Genomic DNA, 17,199 nt, shown 5'->3' on the forward strand with positions numbered 1-17,199 from the left:
GCAGTCAAGCTGGACGGTACTGATGCAGCTGTATCAACTGGGAGACAACGTCTCGGTCAGTGAACTGGCAGAGGTGCAGGGTATTGAACTGCCGCCGCTGATGCGCACCCTCTCACAGCTGGAAAAGCACGGCTATCTGCTGCGTTCCACATCGCCTTATGACAAACGCATTCGCCTGCTCACGCTGACCGAGCAAGGCCGCGCAAGGCTGGAAGAACTAAACCGGGTGATTGAGAACTACCAACATCGCGTCACGTGTACCATCCCCGAAGCGGAGCTTGCCGCCTTCAGCTCGACCTTAAATCAACTCGCCTGCAATTTGCGGACAATCCGCGAAGAAGACAATCAACACTAAAAAACTATGATGACCCCAGAACAAAAATTTGCCCGTTGGGTAAGGGTGAGTATTGCCGCTTTCCTGGTTATATTCGCCTGGTTTATCGTTGCCGATATCTGGATCCCGCTGACACCGGACTCCACGGTGATGCGTGTGGTAACGCCTGTTTCCTCACGTGTATCCGGCTACGTCTCGCAGGTGCATGTACATAACAATAGCCAGGTGAAAAAGGGCGACTTGCTGTACGAACTGGATCCGACGCCGTTTATCAATAAGGTTGAGGCCGCGCAAATTGCTCTTGAGCAGGCAAAGTTGAGCAACCAACAGTTGGATGCGCAGATCGCCTCTGCGCGTGCCAACCTGCGCACCGCGCAATTCAACGCCCGGAACGATAAGACCACCCTTGACCGCTATCAGCGCCTGAGTGCCATGCAGAACGTGTCGCAAGCCGATCTCGACAAGGTGCGCACCGCCTGGCAAACCAGCGAGCAGTCGGTGTCAGCGCTCAATGCCAGTATTCAGAACCTGCTGATCCAGCGCGGAGAGCGCGATGACAAGCGTAACGTGACGCTGCAAAAATACCGTAACGCGCTGGACGAGGCGCAACTGAACCTCGGCTGGAGCAGAGTCTATGCACAGACCGACGGTACGGTGAGCAACCTCCAGCTTAGCCCCGGGCTTTACGCCACTGCCGCCACGCCATTGCTGGCGCTGGTCAGCCACCAGACTGATATTGTGGCCGACTTTCGCGAGAAAAGCCTGCGCCACACTAAAGTGGATACCGATGCCGCCGTGGTGTTCGACGCCATGCCGGGCAAGGTTTTCTCTGCTCGCGTTACCAGCAGCGATGCCGGTATTCTGGCGGGTCAGGAGCAGGTTAACGGCCAGCTGTCGCAACCGGAACAATCTACCCGCTGGGTGCGCGACGCTCAGCGTATGCGTATTCACGTCGCGCTGAACGAACCGGTCGACACGCCGTTGCCGACCGGGGCACGCGCCACGGTACAGCTGTACAACAGCGAGGGGATGTTCGCCCGCACCTTTGCCGGAGCGCAGATCCATCTCGTTAGCTGGCTGCATTATGTCTATTAACACCCTGGCTCACGTCTTTACGCCGCACGGGAATATTGTCTACACCGCCAATGATTTTCGCCAGACCCTGCGTATCTCGGTTGCCGGGACAATCGCGCTGAGTATCTCGACCTTTTATAACGTGCAGTACGGCGTGTTCTTTGTGGTTTATCCGCTGATGCTGCTGTCGCTGGTACCGGTGTTCAACCGCCATGTGGCCAAACAGTTTGTGTTCAGCGCGGCGGTAAACTGCGTCGAAATGGTGCTGATTGTCGGCTATCTCTCACAATGGCCGCTGATTATGACGCTGGTGGTATTTGGCCTGTACGTGGTGCGTTTTCGTTTGATGAGCAAAGGACCGCTGTTTCTGTTCGGCTCAATGGGCGTGGTGTGCCAGAGCACGATGCTCAACTTTATGAGCTATCCCACCACCAACTGGCATACGCTGATGTTCTCCAATATGGAAGCCTGCGTCATGGCGGTGGCGCTGAGCGCGTTGCTGCATTATCTGATCCCGGACGTGGAGCCCCGCCAGCCGCCGCCGCGCATTGAGAAAGATGACGCCCGGGTTCGCCACGAGTCGCTGCTTTCCGGTTCGGTGGCGACAATGATATTTGTGGTTTTCCAGATCTGTGACTTGAGCGATTCGCTGTCGGCGCTGATGGCGGGCATTTTGATCCTGTTTCCGATGCATTATCGCGGCGCGGTGTTGAGCTCTCTCTGGCGCGTGGTCGGCGTGGTACTGGCTTGTCTGTACATTCTGCTGGTGCAGCTGCTTATTTATGATTTCAGCAACCATATGCTGCTGATGATGCCGCTGATTGGCCTTGGACTGGCGTTCAGCGCCCGCCTGCACGTGATGGAAAAAGTCGGTGCGGGCGTGGGTTTTGCCAGTATCACCACCATCGGCATTATGTTCGGGCAGAACCTGCATCCGGATCAGGACCTGGTATTCAGCGATCTCTACCGCATCACCTCCGTTACCGTCGCGCTGCTGGCCACGCTCACCCTGGTATTTCTGGTGCACCGGATATTGAACTGCTTTGCGGCGACACGATTTGTGATCACCGAGTGAGTGGCTGGAATGCCGGATGGCGGCTGCGCCTTATCCGGCCTACGGGAAGCAGAATTTCCAGGCCCGGTAAGCATCGCGCCACCGGGCATCAGGGCGGTTATTTCTGCCTGAGCGACTTCGCCGAAATCACGTCGATAAACTCCTGCACCTGCTGTTGCTTACGCGCGGACAGCTTGCACACCCGGCGCAGCGACTGCAATAACGCCGGTTCTTCCGGCTCCGGCAGTTTTGTCGTTAGCACAATACAGCCTGGCATCACTCTGACATCGAATTTGCAGCCGGTGGCGAAACCGGCGGCTTCCAGCCACTGGCCTTTCATAATAATTGCCGGAACATGCGTGTAATCCGGATAACGACTCGCATAAGTGACGGTACCCAGACGATTATTTGTCGGGGAGACTTCTGGATCGGTGAATTCTGCAATAGAATGCGGGGTAGTCATGATGGCTATTCTCCGAGAATAGTGATTGTGATTAGCGAGGCGCTCGTGTTCCAGCACGGGCGTCTTGCGAAAAATACCTGTATATATCATCAGGGAATAGAAGGAAAGTCCAGCTGAAAATGAATGAAAATAACGGCGTGGATGCGGGGATAGATTATTTCTGGTGATGGAAATAAAGCGGCTATTTAGCCGCTTTATTGGTTTATGAAGGGCGGGTTAATTTATGGCGGCGTCGGTGAGGGCGTCGGCCAGGTGGAGCTGGGTTTGTTGGGTAGTTTGAATATGATATTTTAGTTTTTCACAGATGCTTATTAATTCATTTGCTTTTGAAATAATACGATCTTGTTCACTTTGAGATAGAAGAGGAAATAGTGTCATCTCTAACTGCTTCGTAGATATATGTGGAACACCATTACTTCTTCCAGGATCAATTGAATTTATGAAAAAGTAAGATTTCAACCATGTTGTTAAGAAGGTGTTAGACACCGTGTTGGCATAATTTTTAAATTTTGCTACTCGTTGGAGAAGCAAGCATGGCAAATCTGATTTTCTGATGATGGCATATTTTAACCCAGTATTAATAATTGGGCGGTCTAATGAAATGACAATATCGTTCTCTGATAAAACATAATTTTCGAAATCATCTCTCATTTCATTTGGTATATACACTACATCCTTCCAATTGGTCACTCCGTGAGCAATGTTTGCATTCCGTAATAAACGTAATCCTGCGGGGCTAAACCACTCACTTTTAAAGGCATATCCATTTAGAAAATTAAAAATAGAACCCAGGCGACACCATTCCCACCCACTCGGCAGTTCAAACGGCTTTTCCTCATCACTAATCGGCGGCAACGGTTTTTGCTTTTTAATTTTCCCGTCTTTTACCAACTGTGCTTTTTCCTGCGCAATACGTTTGAGCAGGTCGGAGGCCGGTTCGTCGTTTGAATCCTGCGGCACCAGTTTGCCCATCACCGCCAGTTGTAGAATGGTTTGTTTTAAGGCGTCAATGCTGACTTCGGTGGTAAACAACGTGTCGAAATGCTCGCTGATACGCGCCCAGTTTTCAGCCAGTTCATCGGCGTTCTGGCTGTTGGTTAGCGTGGTTAGCAGGGTTTCAACCAACTGTTGGTGGGCGTCCAGACTGGTCAGGGAGTGCTGTTCCAACTGGTCACAGAGGGACATTAGCTCCGTAATTTTATTAACAATGCGAGATTGCTCATCTAGTGGTGGTAATGGAACTAAAAAACGAGCTAAATCTGTAGCTGCCAGATTAGGTTGGGCTGTCCCATTATCATATTTATTTATAAAATCATAAGATAATGGCGCATCGAAATATAAATGAATATATTTATTAAATGTAGGCTTAAAAACACGAACGATTACTAGTGATGAAGCAATTGCTCCTGATAGGTTTTGTACAATTGCTGATTTACCTAGAGAACCTCTAAGACAAAATAAAATATCACCATTGAGGAATTTTCCTGAACGGAGAATGCTAAAATGTTCTGGTGTAATGAATGTCATGTCTTCTTGTCGTATATTTCCATTTTCAAGATGACCTGCGTTGACAAATGGTATTCCTGTCTCTACTAGTGTTGACTTATTCGGATAGTTTTTACTTCTGTCACCATTTTCTAATGAACATATTTCTTGTAATGCAACCCACTCCCACCCCGCCGGCAGCTCAAACGGTTTCTCTTCCTCGCTAATCTCCGGTAGCGGCTTGGGCTTCTTAATTTTCCCCTGCTTCACCAGCTCGGCCTTTTCCGCCGCAATACGCTCCAGCAGCACCGACGCCGGTTCGTCGTTCGAGTCCTGCGGCACCAGCTTGCCGCGCACCGCCAGCTCCAGAATCAGCTCGCGCAGCTTCTTAATGCCGTACAGGTCAATCTTACCCGAGCTGCCGCGCCCGGCCGTGGAGCGGGTTTGCAGCGCCGTGGTCCAGGTGTCGATATGGTCAACAATCAGTTTTTCTACCGTCATCAGTTGGCCTCCTTACCGGAGAGCGCTGCGCCGAGAATATCGCGCAGCTGGTGGCGCAGGGTCTGGATGGCTTCCTGCTGTTTCGCGTACTGTGTGAGCAATTCATCCGGATCGTGGCTGACGGCTTCCGCCTGGTGCGGGTTCTTGATATCGAGGTTAAAGTTGCGGGCAATCACCTCGTCGATGCTGACCTTCCACGCCTGCTCGTTCTCGACGCGGCTGGCGAAGCCGTCGGCCTCGTTGCCCCACCAGTCGATCTCGGCCTGGAATTCTTCAAACTTCATCGGCTTGGTTTTACTGTAGTTCTTCACGCCCGCCGGGTACGGGTGCTCGTAGAACCAGATCTCTTTGGTCGGCTGGCCTTTGGTAAAGAACAGCAGGTTGGTTTTGATCCCGGTGTACGGGTTAAACACGCCGTTCGGCAGACGCACGATGGTGTGGAGGTTGCACTCCTCGGTGAGCAGCTTTTTGATCTTGGTTTTGACGCCTTCGCCAAACAGCGTGCCGTCCGGCAGCACCACCGCCGCGCGGCCGTTTTTCGCCAGCACTTCAATAATCAGTTGCAGGAACAGGTCCGCCGTTTCGCGGGTTTGCATCTCCGCCGGGAAGTTCTTCTCGATGCCGTCTTCTTCGGTGCCGCCGAACGGTGGGTTGGTGACGATCACATCGAGCTGTTCATCCCACGATGACAGCGGCTTGTTGAGGGTGTTGTCGTGACGAATTTGCACCGGCACTTCAATGCCGTGCAGCAGCATATTGGTGGTCGCCAGCAGGTGCGGGAGCTGCTTTTTCTCCACGCCGTGGATCTGCTGTTGCAGCGTCTGGTGATCGGTCACGCTCTTCACGTACTTATTTTTCACGTGATCGAACGCGCAGGCGAGGAAGCCGCCAGTGCCGCAGGCCGGGTCCATAATCGACTCGCCGAGCTTCGGATCGACGCGATCGACCATAAAGCGGGTGACGGCGCGTGGGGTATAAAACTCACCGGCATTGCCCGCCGATTGCAGATCTTTGAGGATCTGTTCGTAGATGTCGCCGAACAGGTGGCGCTCGCTGGAACTGGTGAAGTCGATTTCGTTGAGCTTGTTGATCACCTGACGCAGCAGGGTGCCGTTTTTCATGTAGTTATAGGCATCGCTGAACGCCTGCCTGACCACAAAGCCGCGCGGGTTCTTATCGATAGGCGCGGTGAGGTTTTTCAGCGCCGGGAACAGATCGTCGTTGACGAACTCCAGCAGGGAATCACCGGTAATGCCCTCGGCGTTCGCCGCCCAGGTGCGCCACAGGTAGCGCTGCGGGATCGGATACTGATAGTTATCCTGCTCCAGTTCCAGCGCCTCTTCCTGGGCGTCAAAGATTTTCAGAAACAGCAACCAGGAGAGCTGGCCGAGGCGCTGCGCATCGCCGTCCACGCCGGCGTCTTTGCGCATAATGTCCTGTAATGATTTGATAACTGAGCTGATTGACATGATGTGTTCCATGTTTCATTAACAATAAGGCCTTCTGCTACGCGGTGGCAGCAGAAGGCGCAAAAGGGGAGTGGTTACGCGGAGCGGGGCGGTAAGTGGTAGATTTCGCTCTCCAGCTCGCTGATGGCCTGATTATACCCGTTACGGTCGCCGAATCCGCTTTTAATGATCTCCGGCAGCGTACCCATGCTGTCGAACGGCTTGAGCTTCAGCACCTGAATACTCTCTATCTCCTGCACGCCCGCATCGGCGTATTTATCCAGCAGCGTATTCAGCACCGCCTGCGCGGCGTCGGAGTATTTGGTGAAGTAGTTGCGCTTACGCACGTTCTCCGCCCGCTCTTTGCGGGTTAACGGCGGCTGACCATACACCACGTGGCACAGCATGTCGAACGGGTCGAGCTCTTTACCGACCTCTTCCGCCAGCACTTCCCAGATAATCCCCTGCTGCTCCAGTTCCTTGATGATGGCCTCTTTGCGCTCAGCGTCCTGCCATTTGCGGGTGAAATCATCCAGCGAGGCGTACTCTTTGAGCAGCGTTTTGCGGGTGTAGTCTTTGAAGGATTCGGTGACCAGCTTGCCGTCGGCGTCGTAATACTGCACGCGCTGGGCGATCACGCCGACGGCCACGCCGTTGACGTGGAACTTGCGCACTTTGTTCTCGTCGTCTTCCGGCAGCGGGCCGACATCGTCTGTACCGGTAACGGTATACGGCGCGGGATCTTCATCGGCACCGGTAACAACGTCTTCAACCTCTTCGTCGTGCTCGTCGAACTGCTCTTCAAAATCAGACTCCGGGTCGGCGATATCTTGCGGCGTGGTGTCCATCACCTTTTCCGGGATGCCGTCGAAGCGTTCGTCGGCGAACAGCTCGGTGGCCTTTTTGAAATCGAGGATGGTGAACCATAGCTTGCCGTAGCGTTCATCGATACGGGTGCCGCGGCCGATGATCTGCTTGAATTTGGTCATCGACTGAATGTTTTGGTCCAGCACCACCAGTTTGCAGGTTTTGGCGTCGACGCCGGTGGTCATCAGTTCGGAGGTAGTGGCGATAACCGGATAGGCCTTTTTAGGGTTAATAAAGTTATCCAGTTGGGCTTTGCCGATGTCGTCATCGCCGGTGATTTTCATCACGTACTTGTCGTTCTTCTTGACCTGTTCCGGGTTGAGATTGACCAGCGCGCGGCGCATCCGCTCCGCGTGATCGATGTCGTTGCAGAAGATGATGGTTTTATCCATCGGGTTGGTGCGCTTGAGGTAATCGGTGATGGTTTTCGCCACCAGTTCGGTGCGCTCATCAATCACCATCGTGCGGTCAAAATCTTTCTGGTTGTAGATGCGGTCGTCGATCAGCTCGCCGTTTTTATCCGTCTGGCCTTTGGTGGGGCGCCAGCCCTGGAGATCGACGTCAATATCGACGCGCACCACTTTATAGGGGGCAAGGAAGCCGTCTTCTATACCTTCTTTGAGCGAGTAGATATATACCGGGTCGCCGAAGTAATCGGTGCTGGAGACTTCATGGGTCTCCTTCGGCGTGGCGGTTAAGCCAATCTGCGTGGCGGCGCTGAAATAGTCGAGGATTTCGCGCCAGGCGCTGTCTTCGGAAGCGCTGCCGCGATGGCATTCGTCAATCACAATCAGGTCAAAGAAATCCGGCGCTACCTGTTTAAAGGCTTTTTGATCTTCTTCCGGGCCGGTGATGGCCTGGTACAACGCGAGGTGGATTTCAAATGCCGGGTCGATGGTGCGCCCGGTGACTTTGGTCATCGCCGTGCCAAACGGCAGGAAGTCGTTATTTTTGGTCTGATCGACCAGAATATTGCGATCGGCGAGGAACAGGATCCGCTTCTTACTTTTCGCTTTCCATAAGCGCCAGATAATCTGGAAGGCGGTGTAAGTTTTCCCCGTTCCGGTCGCCATCACCAGCAGAACGCGGTTCTGCCCGGCGGAGACGGCTTCAATGGTTTTGTTGATGGCCTGTAGCTGGTAATAACGCGGTGCTTTGCCGCTGCCGTCGTCGTAGTAGTCCTGAGTAATCACCGGAAGTTGAGCTTCGGTGTAGCCTTTTGATAAGCACAATTTTTGCCACAGTTCCGAGGGAGAAGGGAATTCGCCGAGGGTAATCGGCTTTTCCATTAGTTCGCCGTCAGCAACCGTGGCATCGCGGAAGATAAAGCCATCGCCGTTGGTAGCAAAGACGAAAGGAACGTCCAGCAGACGTGCGTACTCTATGCCCTGTTGCATTCCTTTGCCGATTTCATGCTTATTGGCTTTGGCTTCAATGACCGCCAGCGGAATGCCCGGCTTGTAATACAGCACGATATCGGCGGATTTCACCGTTCTGCGCGCCGCGACTTTGCCGCGCACGATGACCTTACCGTCCCGGAGTTTGACCTCTTGTCTGATTTGCGTTGTGTCGTTCCAGCCAGCATCAAGGATGGCGGGCATAACGCATTTGGTGATGATGTCTGCTTCCGTCAGGGTACTCAGGTTCAGGTCAGCCATGTCCGTTCTCTACCGATAATGGGATTGCTCTGATTTTACACAATATTGTTATGCAAGCCATGAACAGAAATGGCTTTGCTACTGCGTTATGCACGTTACTCAATCTCCAGCTCATCAAACAGCTGCAAATCCACATCCAGCAGCTCGACCGCATTGCTGCGTCGAATCCCAACGTTATTTTCAATCAACATTTCCAGCAGGCGGTCGCCGTCAATCAGCGTGATAGGGGCAGCCCCCGGAAACAGCGCTGCTTCCGCGCATTTGGCGGCAAACTTGCCGGTAGTGATCAGCGTGCCGCGAATCGCCTTGTGATAGGGAAGCGCGCCGCGCAGCTGATCGATGTATGGGCGAGTGATGGTGTTCTGCATCCGCTTTACCTGCACCACTTCAGTAATGGTGGTGATGCCAACTTGCACCTGACCAATCACGTCCACACCTTTATCGCCGGAGGCTTTGGTCACTTCAACCTGTTCGTACCCCATCGCTTCCAGCAATTGCCCGACCAGATGCTCAAACTTGTACGGATTCATGGTGCTGATTTGCTCGCGCAGCAGCTCTTTTTGCTGCTCGTTGTAGCGCTTCACGGCGTCCAAAAGCTCTTTACGCGGATCGCTTTTTCGGGCTGGTAGCGCTTTGCCAAGCCAGCCGCGTCCGGCATCGGTGATGCGATAGCTCATGCCTTCGCGGTTCACCATTTCGCGGTCGATCAGGTTATTGAGGCGAGAGTAGAGTGTGCTTTTTACTGAACTGGCAGATGCGAATTTGGAGTGCTGGTGCAAAAAGGCCTGCCATTCGGGAAGTAAATCCGCGCGACGCGACATTTCCCGGCCTGCCAGTAGCTCCAGAAGCTGCAGGATGCCTTCCTGATCGTCTAACGAACGCAATGTCTTTTCGTCATCTTGCAGAAATTGTTGCCCACGAGGGGTGGGTTGCCAGGCATCTTCTGGCGTGCTTTTCATCAGGTCAAACTGAGGATAGTTAAGGAATAAATAGCAGCCGTAGCTGTGGCGTGGGTTCAGAATATGGTTATCGGTATCCCAGATGCGGCGGGCGATTTCGGCATCTTCACCTGACAAGCGCTCGCTGATCCACAGATCCGGTTCTGACCAGTCAACGGGTTGTTGTGGTGTTCCTGTTTGCTCGTGAATGGCGGTAATCATATCGCGCACTGCTTTCAGGGAATAGCCTGAAACGGCTTTTATCATCGCTTTTACCTGGGCGTAGGTCGGAAAAAGCGGGGTAATCACTTTGTAATTTTTCACGTTGGTCCCTTAACGAGTGCAATGGCAATAGCTTGCCATACCAGATGAAAAATTCCATAGCATGAATCACTTATCGGAATGAAAACTGCGAGTGCCGGATGGCGGCTTCGCTTTATCCGGCACACTCTCCCGCTCACTTTTCCCTTCTGTCGAATGTGCAAAATGTGAAGCTATTTCCAACAATTTCACTATAATGAAAAGATAATTGTAGATACATTTTTGTATATACAATTAAGGAAAGCACATGCCAATGGAGTTTGAATGGGATGCAAACAAGGCAAAAAGTAACCTGAGGAAACACGGTGTCCGGTTTGAAGATGCAGTGCTGGTATTTGACGATCCCCAACATCTGTCGCGGCAGGATCGATATGAGAATGGCGAGTATCGCTGGCAGACCATCGGTCTTGTTCATGGCATTGTGGTTATTCTGGTTGCCCACAGTGTTCAGTTCGAAAGTGGCTTTGAAGTCATTCGTATCATCAGCGCCAGAAAGGCAGACCGTAAAGAGAGGAGTCGTTATGAACATGGTTAAGCATAAACGCGGCAGCGTATCCACGCTGAGTCCTCAGCATGAGGCTGAACTGAAAGCGCTGGCGAATAAATCGGATGATGAAATTGATTACAGCGACATTCCTGCGACAGAAGATGAGCAGTGGTCAGAGGCTAATCGCGGTAAGTTTTTCCGTCCGTTGAAAACGCAGGCATCCGTGCGCATTGATGCTGACGTGATGGAATGGTTGAAACGCCCAGGAAAGGGTTACCAGACGCGGCTCAACGCCATTTTGCGCGAAGCGATGCTGCGCGAGCAAAATAAGAAATAGTCAGAATATACTGGGGCAGTGAGTGCCGGATGGCGGCTGCGCCTTATCCGGCATACAAAACATCTACTTCTTCAATCCCGCAAACGCTGCTCTGATCTCGTCTTCCGGCAGATTGATGCCGATAAACACCAGTTGGCTGTACGGTTGTTCGTCGCCCCACGGGCGGTCCCAGTCGGCGCTATACAGGCGCTGGACGCCCTGGAACAGCAGGCGGTTTGGCTCGCCTTCAATCCATAGCATGCCTTTGTAGCGCAGCAGCTTCTCGGCGGATTCCAGCAGCAGGTTTTCCATCACTCGGGACACGTCGCTGATGTTGACCGGGTAATCCAGCTCGACGACGATCGAGGAGATATCGTTTTGCTTGTCGGCGATAAAGTGGAAGCGCGGTTTGGCGCTGACCACGTTCTCTTCCAGCATGAAACCGTTGGTGTCGAACAGCAGGGATAGGTCGATATCGCCATGCGTGACGGTATACACCGGGGCGCGGGCATTGATGCGGGCCAGGCGTTCACGCAGTTTTTCGCTTTCACCTGCTACGTCGGTTTTGGTCAGCAGGATGCGATCGGCGTAGCCCACCTGCGACTGAGCGATGGTGAACTGGTTCATCTGTTCGTCGGCATGTACCGCATCAACCAGAGCAATTACGCCGTCCAGCAGGTAGCGTTCGCAAATGACTTCGTGGGAGAAAAAGGTCTGAATAATCGGGCCAGGATCGGCCATGCCAGTGCACTCAATCACCAGACGGTCGAAATTGATCGCGCCTTTGTCGAGGTTGTCGAGCAGATCGAGCAGCGCGTCTTCCAGTTCGCTCGAACGGGTGCAGCAGATGCAGCCGTTGGTCAGGGTTTTGATCTGTGTTGCGCGATCGCCAATCAGCTGATCGTCCACCGAGACTTCGCCGAATTCGTTTTCGATAACGGCAATCTTGTAACCGTGCTGCTCGTTAAGAATATGGCGCAGCAGGGTGGTTTTACCCGCGCCAAGAAAACCGGTGAGTAGGGTAACTGCAATCGGGGTCATTCACTTCTCCTTCTAACAGCAACTGCTTCCGCCGCTACCGTAGCGGGCTTCCTGGCGCTCGCGGAAGAATTCTTCGTAGGTCATGTACGGCTTATCGGGATGGTTGGTCTTCATGTGCTCGACGTAGTTGTCGTAGTCCGGAATGCCAATCAGCATCTTTGCCGCCTGACCGAGATACTTTTTTGCCTGACCTAAAGTACCAAACATAAAACGCCCCGGATATATGTTGAGCTCGTAGATGCAGGCTATTTCACTTGCCATTTTGACCGCGGGCAGTGCTCGCAATCCTCACGTACAGCGTGTACGCTCCGGTTGCTGCGCGCTGTCCGCGGCCAAACTGACTGCGCCAATTACGCCTGCGGTACTAAGTGATGTAGGCCGGGAGCGCGGCGCGCCACCCGGCTTCAGGTTAGTGATGTGAAGAGGTTTTCACGCCGCCTTCTGGCACCGGTACATACGGTGTTTCTTTATCAGAGCGACCGTTGATGGTGCGGGCTTTCTGCCAGGTACGGAACCCGTAGAAAATGATGCTGTACACTACCACCAGGAACAGAATACTCAGGCCTGCGTTGGTGTAGTTGTTGATGACAATATGGTTCATATTGGCAATCTGCTGTGCGGTCAGTTCGCCGCCGTTAGCAATCTTCTCTTTGTACTGATTCGCCATAAAGAAGAAGCCTTCCATCTGCGGGTTGGTGCTGAACAGTTTCAGACCCAGTGCCCAGGTGGTGCAGATCAGCAGCCATACTGCCGGAACCACGGTAACCCAGATGTATTTGGTGCGCTGCATTTTAACCAGCACCACGGTGCCGAGAACCAGCGCCACGGCAGCCAGCATCTGGTTAGAGATACCGAACAGCGGCCACAGGCTCTTAACGCCGCCCAGCGGGTCAACCACGCCTTGATACAGCAGGTAACCCCACAGGCCTACGCAGCCCGCAGTACCCACGACGCCAGCAACCAGGGAGTCGGTTTTCTTCAGGAATGGGACGAAGTTACCCAGTAAATCCTGCAGCATAAAGCGGCCAGAACGGGTACCTGCATCCAGTGCGGTCAGGATGAACAGTGCTTCGAACAGGATACCGAAGTGGTACCAGAAGCCCATGTCAGCCATCGGCAGCACTTTGTGGAACACGTGGGCGATACCCACAGCCAGCGTCGGTGCGCCACCTGCGCGGTTCAGAACGGACGGCTCACCGATGTCTTTCGCGGTTTGCAGGATCTGCTCAGGCGAAATCACAAAGCCCCAGGAACTGACGGTTGCCGCCGCGTGTGCGGTGACATCTTTCAGCTGCGCCATAATCAGCGGCGCGTTCTCGCCACCCATTTCATGCAGGTTCGGCATGGTGATGCCAAGGCCCGCAGGCGGGGTGTTCATTGCGAAGTACAGACCCGGTTCGATGATGGACGCAGCAACCAGCGCCATAATCGCCACGAAGGATTCCATCAGCATCGCGCCGTAACCAATGAAACGCGCGTCGGTTTCACAAGCCAGCAGCTTCGGTGTGGTACCGGAAGCGATCAGCGCGTGGAAGCCAGATACCGCACCACACGCGATGGTGATGAACAGGAACGGGAACAGTGCGCCTTTCCACAGTGGGCCAGTACCATCAACATACTGAGTCATTGCTGGCATTTTCAGTTCCGGGTTGAGGATAACAATCCCCACCGCCAGACCGACGATAACGCCGATTTTCAGGAAGGTCGCCAGATAGTCGCGCGGGGCGAGGATCAGCCATACCGGCAGCAGCGCAGAGATAAACGCGTAACCGATCAGGGTAAAGGTAATGGTGGTGTCTTTAAAGGTCAGCGCCGGGCCCCAGTACGGGTCGTGCGCAATCACGCCGCCGAAGTAGATGGAGGCAACCAGCAACACAATACCAATCACCGACACTTCGCCCACGCGTCCTGGGCGCAGGAATCGCATGTAGATCCCCATGAACAGCGCGATAGGTACGGTTGAGCAGACGGTGAACACACCCCACGGGCTTTCAGCCAGTGCTTTCACCACGATCAGTGCCAGTACTGCGAGGATGATGATCATGATTAAGAAGCAGCCAAACAACGCAATGGTTCCCGGCACCGGGCCCATCTCTTCTTTGATCATCTCACCCAGAGAGGCGCCGTTACGGCGAGAAGAGATAAACAGCACCATGAAGTCCTGCACCGCACCGGCCAACACTACGCCAGCCAGCAGCCACAGCGTACCGGGCAGGTAGCCCATCTGCGCGGCCAGTACCGGCCCAACCAGCGGACCCGCACCGGCGATAGCGGCAAAGTGGTGACCAAACAATACGTTACGGTTGGTTGGAACGTAGTTCAGACCATCATTGTTGATGACCGCCGGCGTGGCGCGCGTCGGGTCAAGTTTCATCACCTTTTGGGCGATGTAGAGACTGTAGTAACGATAGGCCACCAGATAAACGGAGACAGAGGCGACCACGATCCACAGGGCGCTGATGTGTTCACCCCGACGTAATGCCACTACCGAGAGGCAGAATGCACCGATGATTCCGAGAATGACCCAGGGTATGTGCTTGAATATCTTTTTCGTATCCATAGTAAAACCTAATAATTGGCCGAGGCCGCTGGGGGGTTGATTGTGTGTTTGAGGAGATAAGTTGACTGCTATGTTGGGAGGATCTTGCCAGAGAGTTACGCGCGTAAAGTAAGGTAAATAAGTGAGTGGTTGTATGTCAGCTTAAGCGGTCCCAAGTGTCAGTGAGCGGTTCCTGGTGCCGGTGAGTGGGGATAATTATGTGATTGAGATCACTGATAAACGCCTTTAGATCCTGGGCTGACTGCGGGGATCGACGAATCGTCGATGCTGAGATCGATTCAGTTAGCACGAATTCCATAAAGTTTTCCCTTTCCAGGCCGAAAATTCTGACATCTGTCTAGCGGAAAGAGAAAACATGTTAAAACGAATGAAGATTGTTACCAGCTTACTGCTGGTATTGGCGCTATTTGGCGTTTTACAACTGGCCTCGGGCGGGTTGTTCTTTAACTCACTGAAGAATGACAAAGAGAACTTTACCGTTCTGCAAACCATTCGCCAGCAGCAGTCTGCGCTGAATGCCACCTGGGTTGAACTGCTGCAAACGCGAAACACCCTTAACCGGGCGGGTATTCGCTACATGATGGATCAGAACAATATCGGCAGCGGTGCGACCGTTGCTGAGCTGATGCAGGTAGCGAGCACAGCGCTGAAACTGACGGAAAAAAACTGGGCGGTTTATGAATCTCTCCCGCGTGACCCGCGTCAAAGTGAAGCCGCTTTCCAGGAGATCAACCGCACCTATGACATCTATCATGGTGCGCTGGCGGAGCTGATCCAACTGTTGGGTGAAGGGAAGATCAACGCATTCTTTGATCAACCGACGCAAAGCTATCAGGATGGTTTTGAGAAGCAGTATGTCAATTACATGCAGCAGAATGACCGCCTGTATGACATTGCGGTTGAAGATAACAACAGCTCTTACAGCCAGGCGATGTGGGTACTGGCGTGCGTGCTGATTACCGTGCTGGCGGCGATTGTTGCGGTCTGGTTCGGTATCAAACTTTCTCTTATCTCTCCGATGAACCGTCTGATTGACAGCATTCGCCATATCGCCAGCGGCGATCTGGTAAAGCGCATTGATGTAGAAGGCTCCAACGAGATTGGGCAATTGGCAGAAAGCCTGCGTCATATGCAGGGTGAACTGATGAACACCGTGGGTGATGTGCGTAATGGTGCTAACGCTATCTATAGCGGTGCCAGCGAGATTGCCATGGGTAACAACGATCTCTCTTCACGCACTGAGCAACAGGCGGCTTCTCTGGAAGAAACCGCGGCCAGTATGGAACAGCTGACGGCGACCGTGAAGCAGAACGCCGAAAACGCCCGTCAGGCCAGCCATCTTGCGCTGAGTGCCTCAGAAACGGCGCAGAAAGGCGGAAAAGTGGTGGATAACGTAGTGCAAACTATGCGTGATATCGCTTCCAGTTCGCAGAAAATCGCCGACATTATTAGCGTCATCGACGGCATTGCCTTCCAGACCAACATTTTGGCACTCAACGCCGCTGTAGAAGCCGCACGTGCGGGCGAGCAGGGCCGTGGATTTGCGGTGGTTGCGGGTGAAGTACGTAACCTGGCCCAGCGTAGTGCGCAGGCCGCGCGCGAGATCAAGAGCCTGATTGAAGACTCGGTCAGCCGCGTGGATGTCGGTTCAACGCTGGTTGAAAGCGCCGGTGAAACCATGGATGAGATCGTCAATGCGGTAACCCGCGTGACCGATATCATGGGTGAAATCGCCTCCGCTTCTGACGAGCAGAGCCGCGGGATCGACCAGGTCGGTCTGGCCGTCGCCGAGATGGATCGCGTGACGCAGCAGAACGCCTCGCTGGTGGAAGAATCCGCAGCAGCAGCAGCAGCGCTGGAAGAACAGGCCAGCCGTTTGACTCAGGCCGTTGCGGTGTTCCGTATTCAGCATGACCAGCAGCGCGCGCGTGACGTTGCCGCTGCAAAGCCGGTTTCCACGGTCCAGCCGCGTAAAGCCGCGGTAGCGGATGCCGGGGATAACTGGGAAACGTTCTAAGACTGTGATGCCGGATGGCGCTATCGCTTATCCGGCCTACGGGAAAGTTATGTCGACCCGATAAGGCGTAGCCGCCATCGGGCAATTAGCGCAACATCAGGCGCATGGCGCAGCGCGATTCATATGCCAGGCCATGCGCCGCTTCCTCTTCTCTTTTCTGGCGCAACTTTGCAGGAAGTGTCTCGTCAGCCAGCAGTTCAAAACCCAGTCGCGCGTACAATGGCGCATTCCACGGCACATCGCGGAAGGTGGTCAGCGTAAGCGACGTATAACCTTTTGCGCGCGCCTGTTCGGCAACATAGTCAAGCAATCTGCGGCCAATGCCTTTTCCCTGCCACGCCTGATGCAGCGACAGTTCCGCAATAAACAGCGATGAATCCTGCGTTTCGGCGACTAAAAAGCCGACCGGATGCTCATCGGCCTGCGCCAGCCAGCTCAAGCCAGCGGCGGCAAATGCCTGATGCTGAGCAACTGATATAATCTGGTCGTCAGCAATCCACGCCAGTTCCGGGATCTGTAAAAAACGTTGCCCCGCCGATCGTTCGATGGCGGGAAGCGCGGCAGTGTCTGCCAGCGTGGTGGCGCGTAAGATGATGTTCATTTGTCGAGCATAACATGCCCGATAAGCGCGGTGT

General features: G+C 53.8%; 15 protein-coding genes. 6 read left to right on the forward strand and 9 right to left on the reverse strand.

Annotated features, from left to right (window positions below; all coding sequences use genetic code 11):
* The 3 genes from FDX03_RS07805 to FDX03_RS07815 form a co-directional block, all read left to right on the forward strand.
* A partial coding sequence (locus FDX03_RS07805; protein WP_249357015.1) for a MarR family transcriptional regulator occupies window positions 1–355 on the forward strand: 355 nt, incomplete at its 5' end.
* Window positions 356–361: 6 nt separating this feature from the next.
* Window positions 362–1,429: an HlyD family secretion protein gene (locus FDX03_RS07810; protein ID WP_137345746.1), complete on the forward strand. Its 1,068-nt coding sequence runs from the start codon at window positions 362–364 to the stop codon at window positions 1,427–1,429.
* Window positions 1,419–2,483 carry a DUF2955 domain-containing protein gene (locus FDX03_RS07815; protein WP_137345747.1) on the forward strand — a complete coding sequence of 355 codons (1,065 nt, stop codon included), beginning with the start codon at window positions 1,419–1,421 and terminating at the stop codon, window positions 2,481–2,483. Before FDX03_RS07810 ends, FDX03_RS07815 begins: the two co-directional genes overlap by 11 nt.
* Before the next feature lie 97 nt (window positions 2,484–2,580).
* Here the strand turns inward: FDX03_RS07815 and symE are convergent, their stop codons facing one another.
* The 5 genes from symE to FDX03_RS07840 form a co-directional block, all read right to left on the reverse strand.
* Window positions 2,581–2,925, reverse strand: coding sequence for an endoribonuclease SymE (gene symE, locus FDX03_RS07820; protein WP_137345748.1), 345 nt, complete (start codon window positions 2,923–2,925; stop codon window positions 2,581–2,583).
* Window positions 2,926–3,141: 216 nt separating this feature from the next.
* On the reverse strand, window positions 3,142–4,911 hold the full coding sequence (locus tag FDX03_RS07825) for a restriction endonuclease subunit S (protein ID WP_137345749.1): 1,770 nt from the start codon (window positions 4,909–4,911) through the stop codon (window positions 3,142–3,144).
* Window positions 4,911–6,380 carry a type I restriction-modification system subunit M gene (locus FDX03_RS07830; RefSeq protein WP_137345750.1) on the reverse strand — a complete coding sequence of 490 codons (1,470 nt, stop codon included), beginning with the start codon at window positions 6,378–6,380 and terminating at the stop codon, window positions 4,911–4,913. The genes FDX03_RS07825 and FDX03_RS07830 overlap by 1 nt, the downstream gene beginning before the upstream one ends.
* A gap of 74 nt (window positions 6,381–6,454) precedes the next feature.
* A complete protein-coding gene (locus tag FDX03_RS07835) occupies window positions 6,455–8,884 on the reverse strand; it encodes an EcoAI/FtnUII family type I restriction enzme subunit R (RefSeq protein ID WP_137345751.1) in 2,430 nt (809 codons plus the stop codon).
* Window positions 8,885–8,979: 95 nt separating this feature from the next.
* Window positions 8,980–10,146, reverse strand: a complete 1,167-nt coding sequence (locus FDX03_RS07840) for a restriction endonuclease (RefSeq protein ID WP_137345752.1) — start codon at window positions 10,144–10,146, stop codon at window positions 8,980–8,982.
* Window positions 10,147–10,390: 244 nt separating this feature from the next.
* On the opposite strand from FDX03_RS07840, the gene FDX03_RS07845 reads away from it, so the two are divergent.
* Window positions 10,391–10,678 carry a BrnT family toxin gene (locus tag FDX03_RS07845; protein WP_137345753.1) on the forward strand — a complete coding sequence of 96 codons (288 nt, stop codon included), beginning with the start codon at window positions 10,391–10,393 and terminating at the stop codon, window positions 10,676–10,678.
* Window positions 10,665–10,967 (forward strand): BrnA antitoxin family protein, encoded by a 303-nt coding sequence (locus tag FDX03_RS07850; protein ID WP_121585443.1) that lies wholly within the window; start codon window positions 10,665–10,667, stop codon window positions 10,965–10,967. Before FDX03_RS07845 ends, FDX03_RS07850 begins: the two co-directional genes overlap by 14 nt.
* 63 nt (window positions 10,968–11,030) lie before the next feature.
* On the opposite strand, the gene yjiA is transcribed toward FDX03_RS07850, so the two are convergent.
* The 3 genes from yjiA to btsT form a co-directional block, all read right to left on the reverse strand.
* Window positions 11,031–11,987 carry a GTPase gene (yjiA, locus tag FDX03_RS07855; protein WP_101743000.1) on the reverse strand — a complete coding sequence of 319 codons (957 nt, stop codon included), beginning with the start codon at window positions 11,985–11,987 and terminating at the stop codon, window positions 11,031–11,033.
* 12 nt (window positions 11,988–11,999) lie between these two features.
* Window positions 12,000–12,194 carry a YbdD/YjiX family protein gene (locus FDX03_RS07860; RefSeq protein ID WP_003830038.1) on the reverse strand — a complete coding sequence of 65 codons (195 nt, stop codon included), beginning with the start codon at window positions 12,192–12,194 and terminating at the stop codon, window positions 12,000–12,002.
* Window positions 12,195–12,396: 202 nt separating this feature from the next.
* Entirely contained in the window at window positions 12,397–14,547 is a 2,151-nt protein-coding gene (gene btsT, locus FDX03_RS07865) for a pyruvate/proton symporter BtsT (RefSeq protein WP_115601038.1), read from the reverse strand.
* Between the two features lie 355 nt (window positions 14,548–14,902).
* Between btsT and tsr the strand changes: the two genes are divergently transcribed.
* Window positions 14,903–16,564, forward strand: coding sequence for a methyl-accepting chemotaxis protein (gene tsr, locus FDX03_RS07870; protein ID WP_048212794.1), 1,662 nt, complete (start codon window positions 14,903–14,905; stop codon window positions 16,562–16,564).
* Window positions 16,565–16,649: 85 nt separating this feature from the next.
* Here tsr and FDX03_RS07875 read toward each other — a convergent pair whose 3' ends face one another.
* Entirely contained in the window at window positions 16,650–17,165 is a 516-nt protein-coding gene (locus FDX03_RS07875; protein WP_137345754.1) for a GNAT family N-acetyltransferase, read from the reverse strand.
* Between the last annotated feature and the right edge of the window lie 34 nt (window positions 17,166–17,199).

This window comes from Citrobacter sp. wls827, from assembly GCF_005280875.1.
Taxonomy (GTDB): domain Bacteria; phylum Pseudomonadota; class Gammaproteobacteria; order Enterobacterales; family Enterobacteriaceae; genus Citrobacter; species Citrobacter youngae.

What these genes read in the sequence shown, in the direction of transcription:
- FDX03_RS07810 (WP_137345746.1), top strand. Translation starts at nt 362, where the DNA reads ATGATGACCCCAGAACAAAAATTTGCCCGTTGGGTAAGGGTGAGTATT.
- FDX03_RS07815 (WP_137345747.1), top strand. Translation starts at nt 1,419, where the DNA reads ATGTCTATTAACACCCTGGCTCACGTCTTTACGCCGCACGGGAATATT.
- symE (WP_137345748.1), bottom strand. Translation starts at nt 2,925, where the DNA reads ATGACTACCCCGCATTCTATTGCAGAATTCACCGATCCAGAAGTCTCC.
- FDX03_RS07825 (WP_137345749.1), bottom strand. Translation starts at nt 4,911, where the DNA reads ATGACGGTAGAAAAACTGATTGTTGACCATATCGACACCTGGACCACG.
- FDX03_RS07830 (WP_137345750.1), bottom strand. Translation starts at nt 6,380, where the DNA reads ATGTCAATCAGCTCAGTTATCAAATCATTACAGGACATTATGCGCAAA.
- FDX03_RS07835 (WP_137345751.1), bottom strand. Translation starts at nt 8,884, where the DNA reads ATGGCTGACCTGAACCTGAGTACCCTGACGGAAGCAGACATCATCACC.
- FDX03_RS07845 (WP_137345753.1), top strand. Translation starts at nt 10,391, where the DNA reads ATGCCAATGGAGTTTGAATGGGATGCAAACAAGGCAAAAAGTAACCTG.
- FDX03_RS07850 (WP_121585443.1), top strand. Translation starts at nt 10,665, where the DNA reads ATGAACATGGTTAAGCATAAACGCGGCAGCGTATCCACGCTGAGTCCT.
- yjiA (WP_101743000.1), bottom strand. Translation starts at nt 11,987, where the DNA reads ATGACCCCGATTGCAGTTACCCTACTCACCGGTTTTCTTGGCGCGGGT.
- FDX03_RS07860 (WP_003830038.1), bottom strand. Translation starts at nt 12,194, where the DNA reads ATGTTTGGTACTTTAGGTCAGGCAAAAAAGTATCTCGGTCAGGCGGCA.
- btsT (WP_115601038.1), bottom strand. Translation starts at nt 14,547, where the DNA reads ATGGATACGAAAAAGATATTCAAGCACATACCCTGGGTCATTCTCGGA.
- tsr (WP_048212794.1), top strand. Translation starts at nt 14,903, where the DNA reads ATGTTAAAACGAATGAAGATTGTTACCAGCTTACTGCTGGTATTGGCG.
- FDX03_RS07875 (WP_137345754.1), bottom strand. Translation starts at nt 17,165, where the DNA reads ATGAACATCATCTTACGCGCCACCACGCTGGCAGACACTGCCGCGCTT.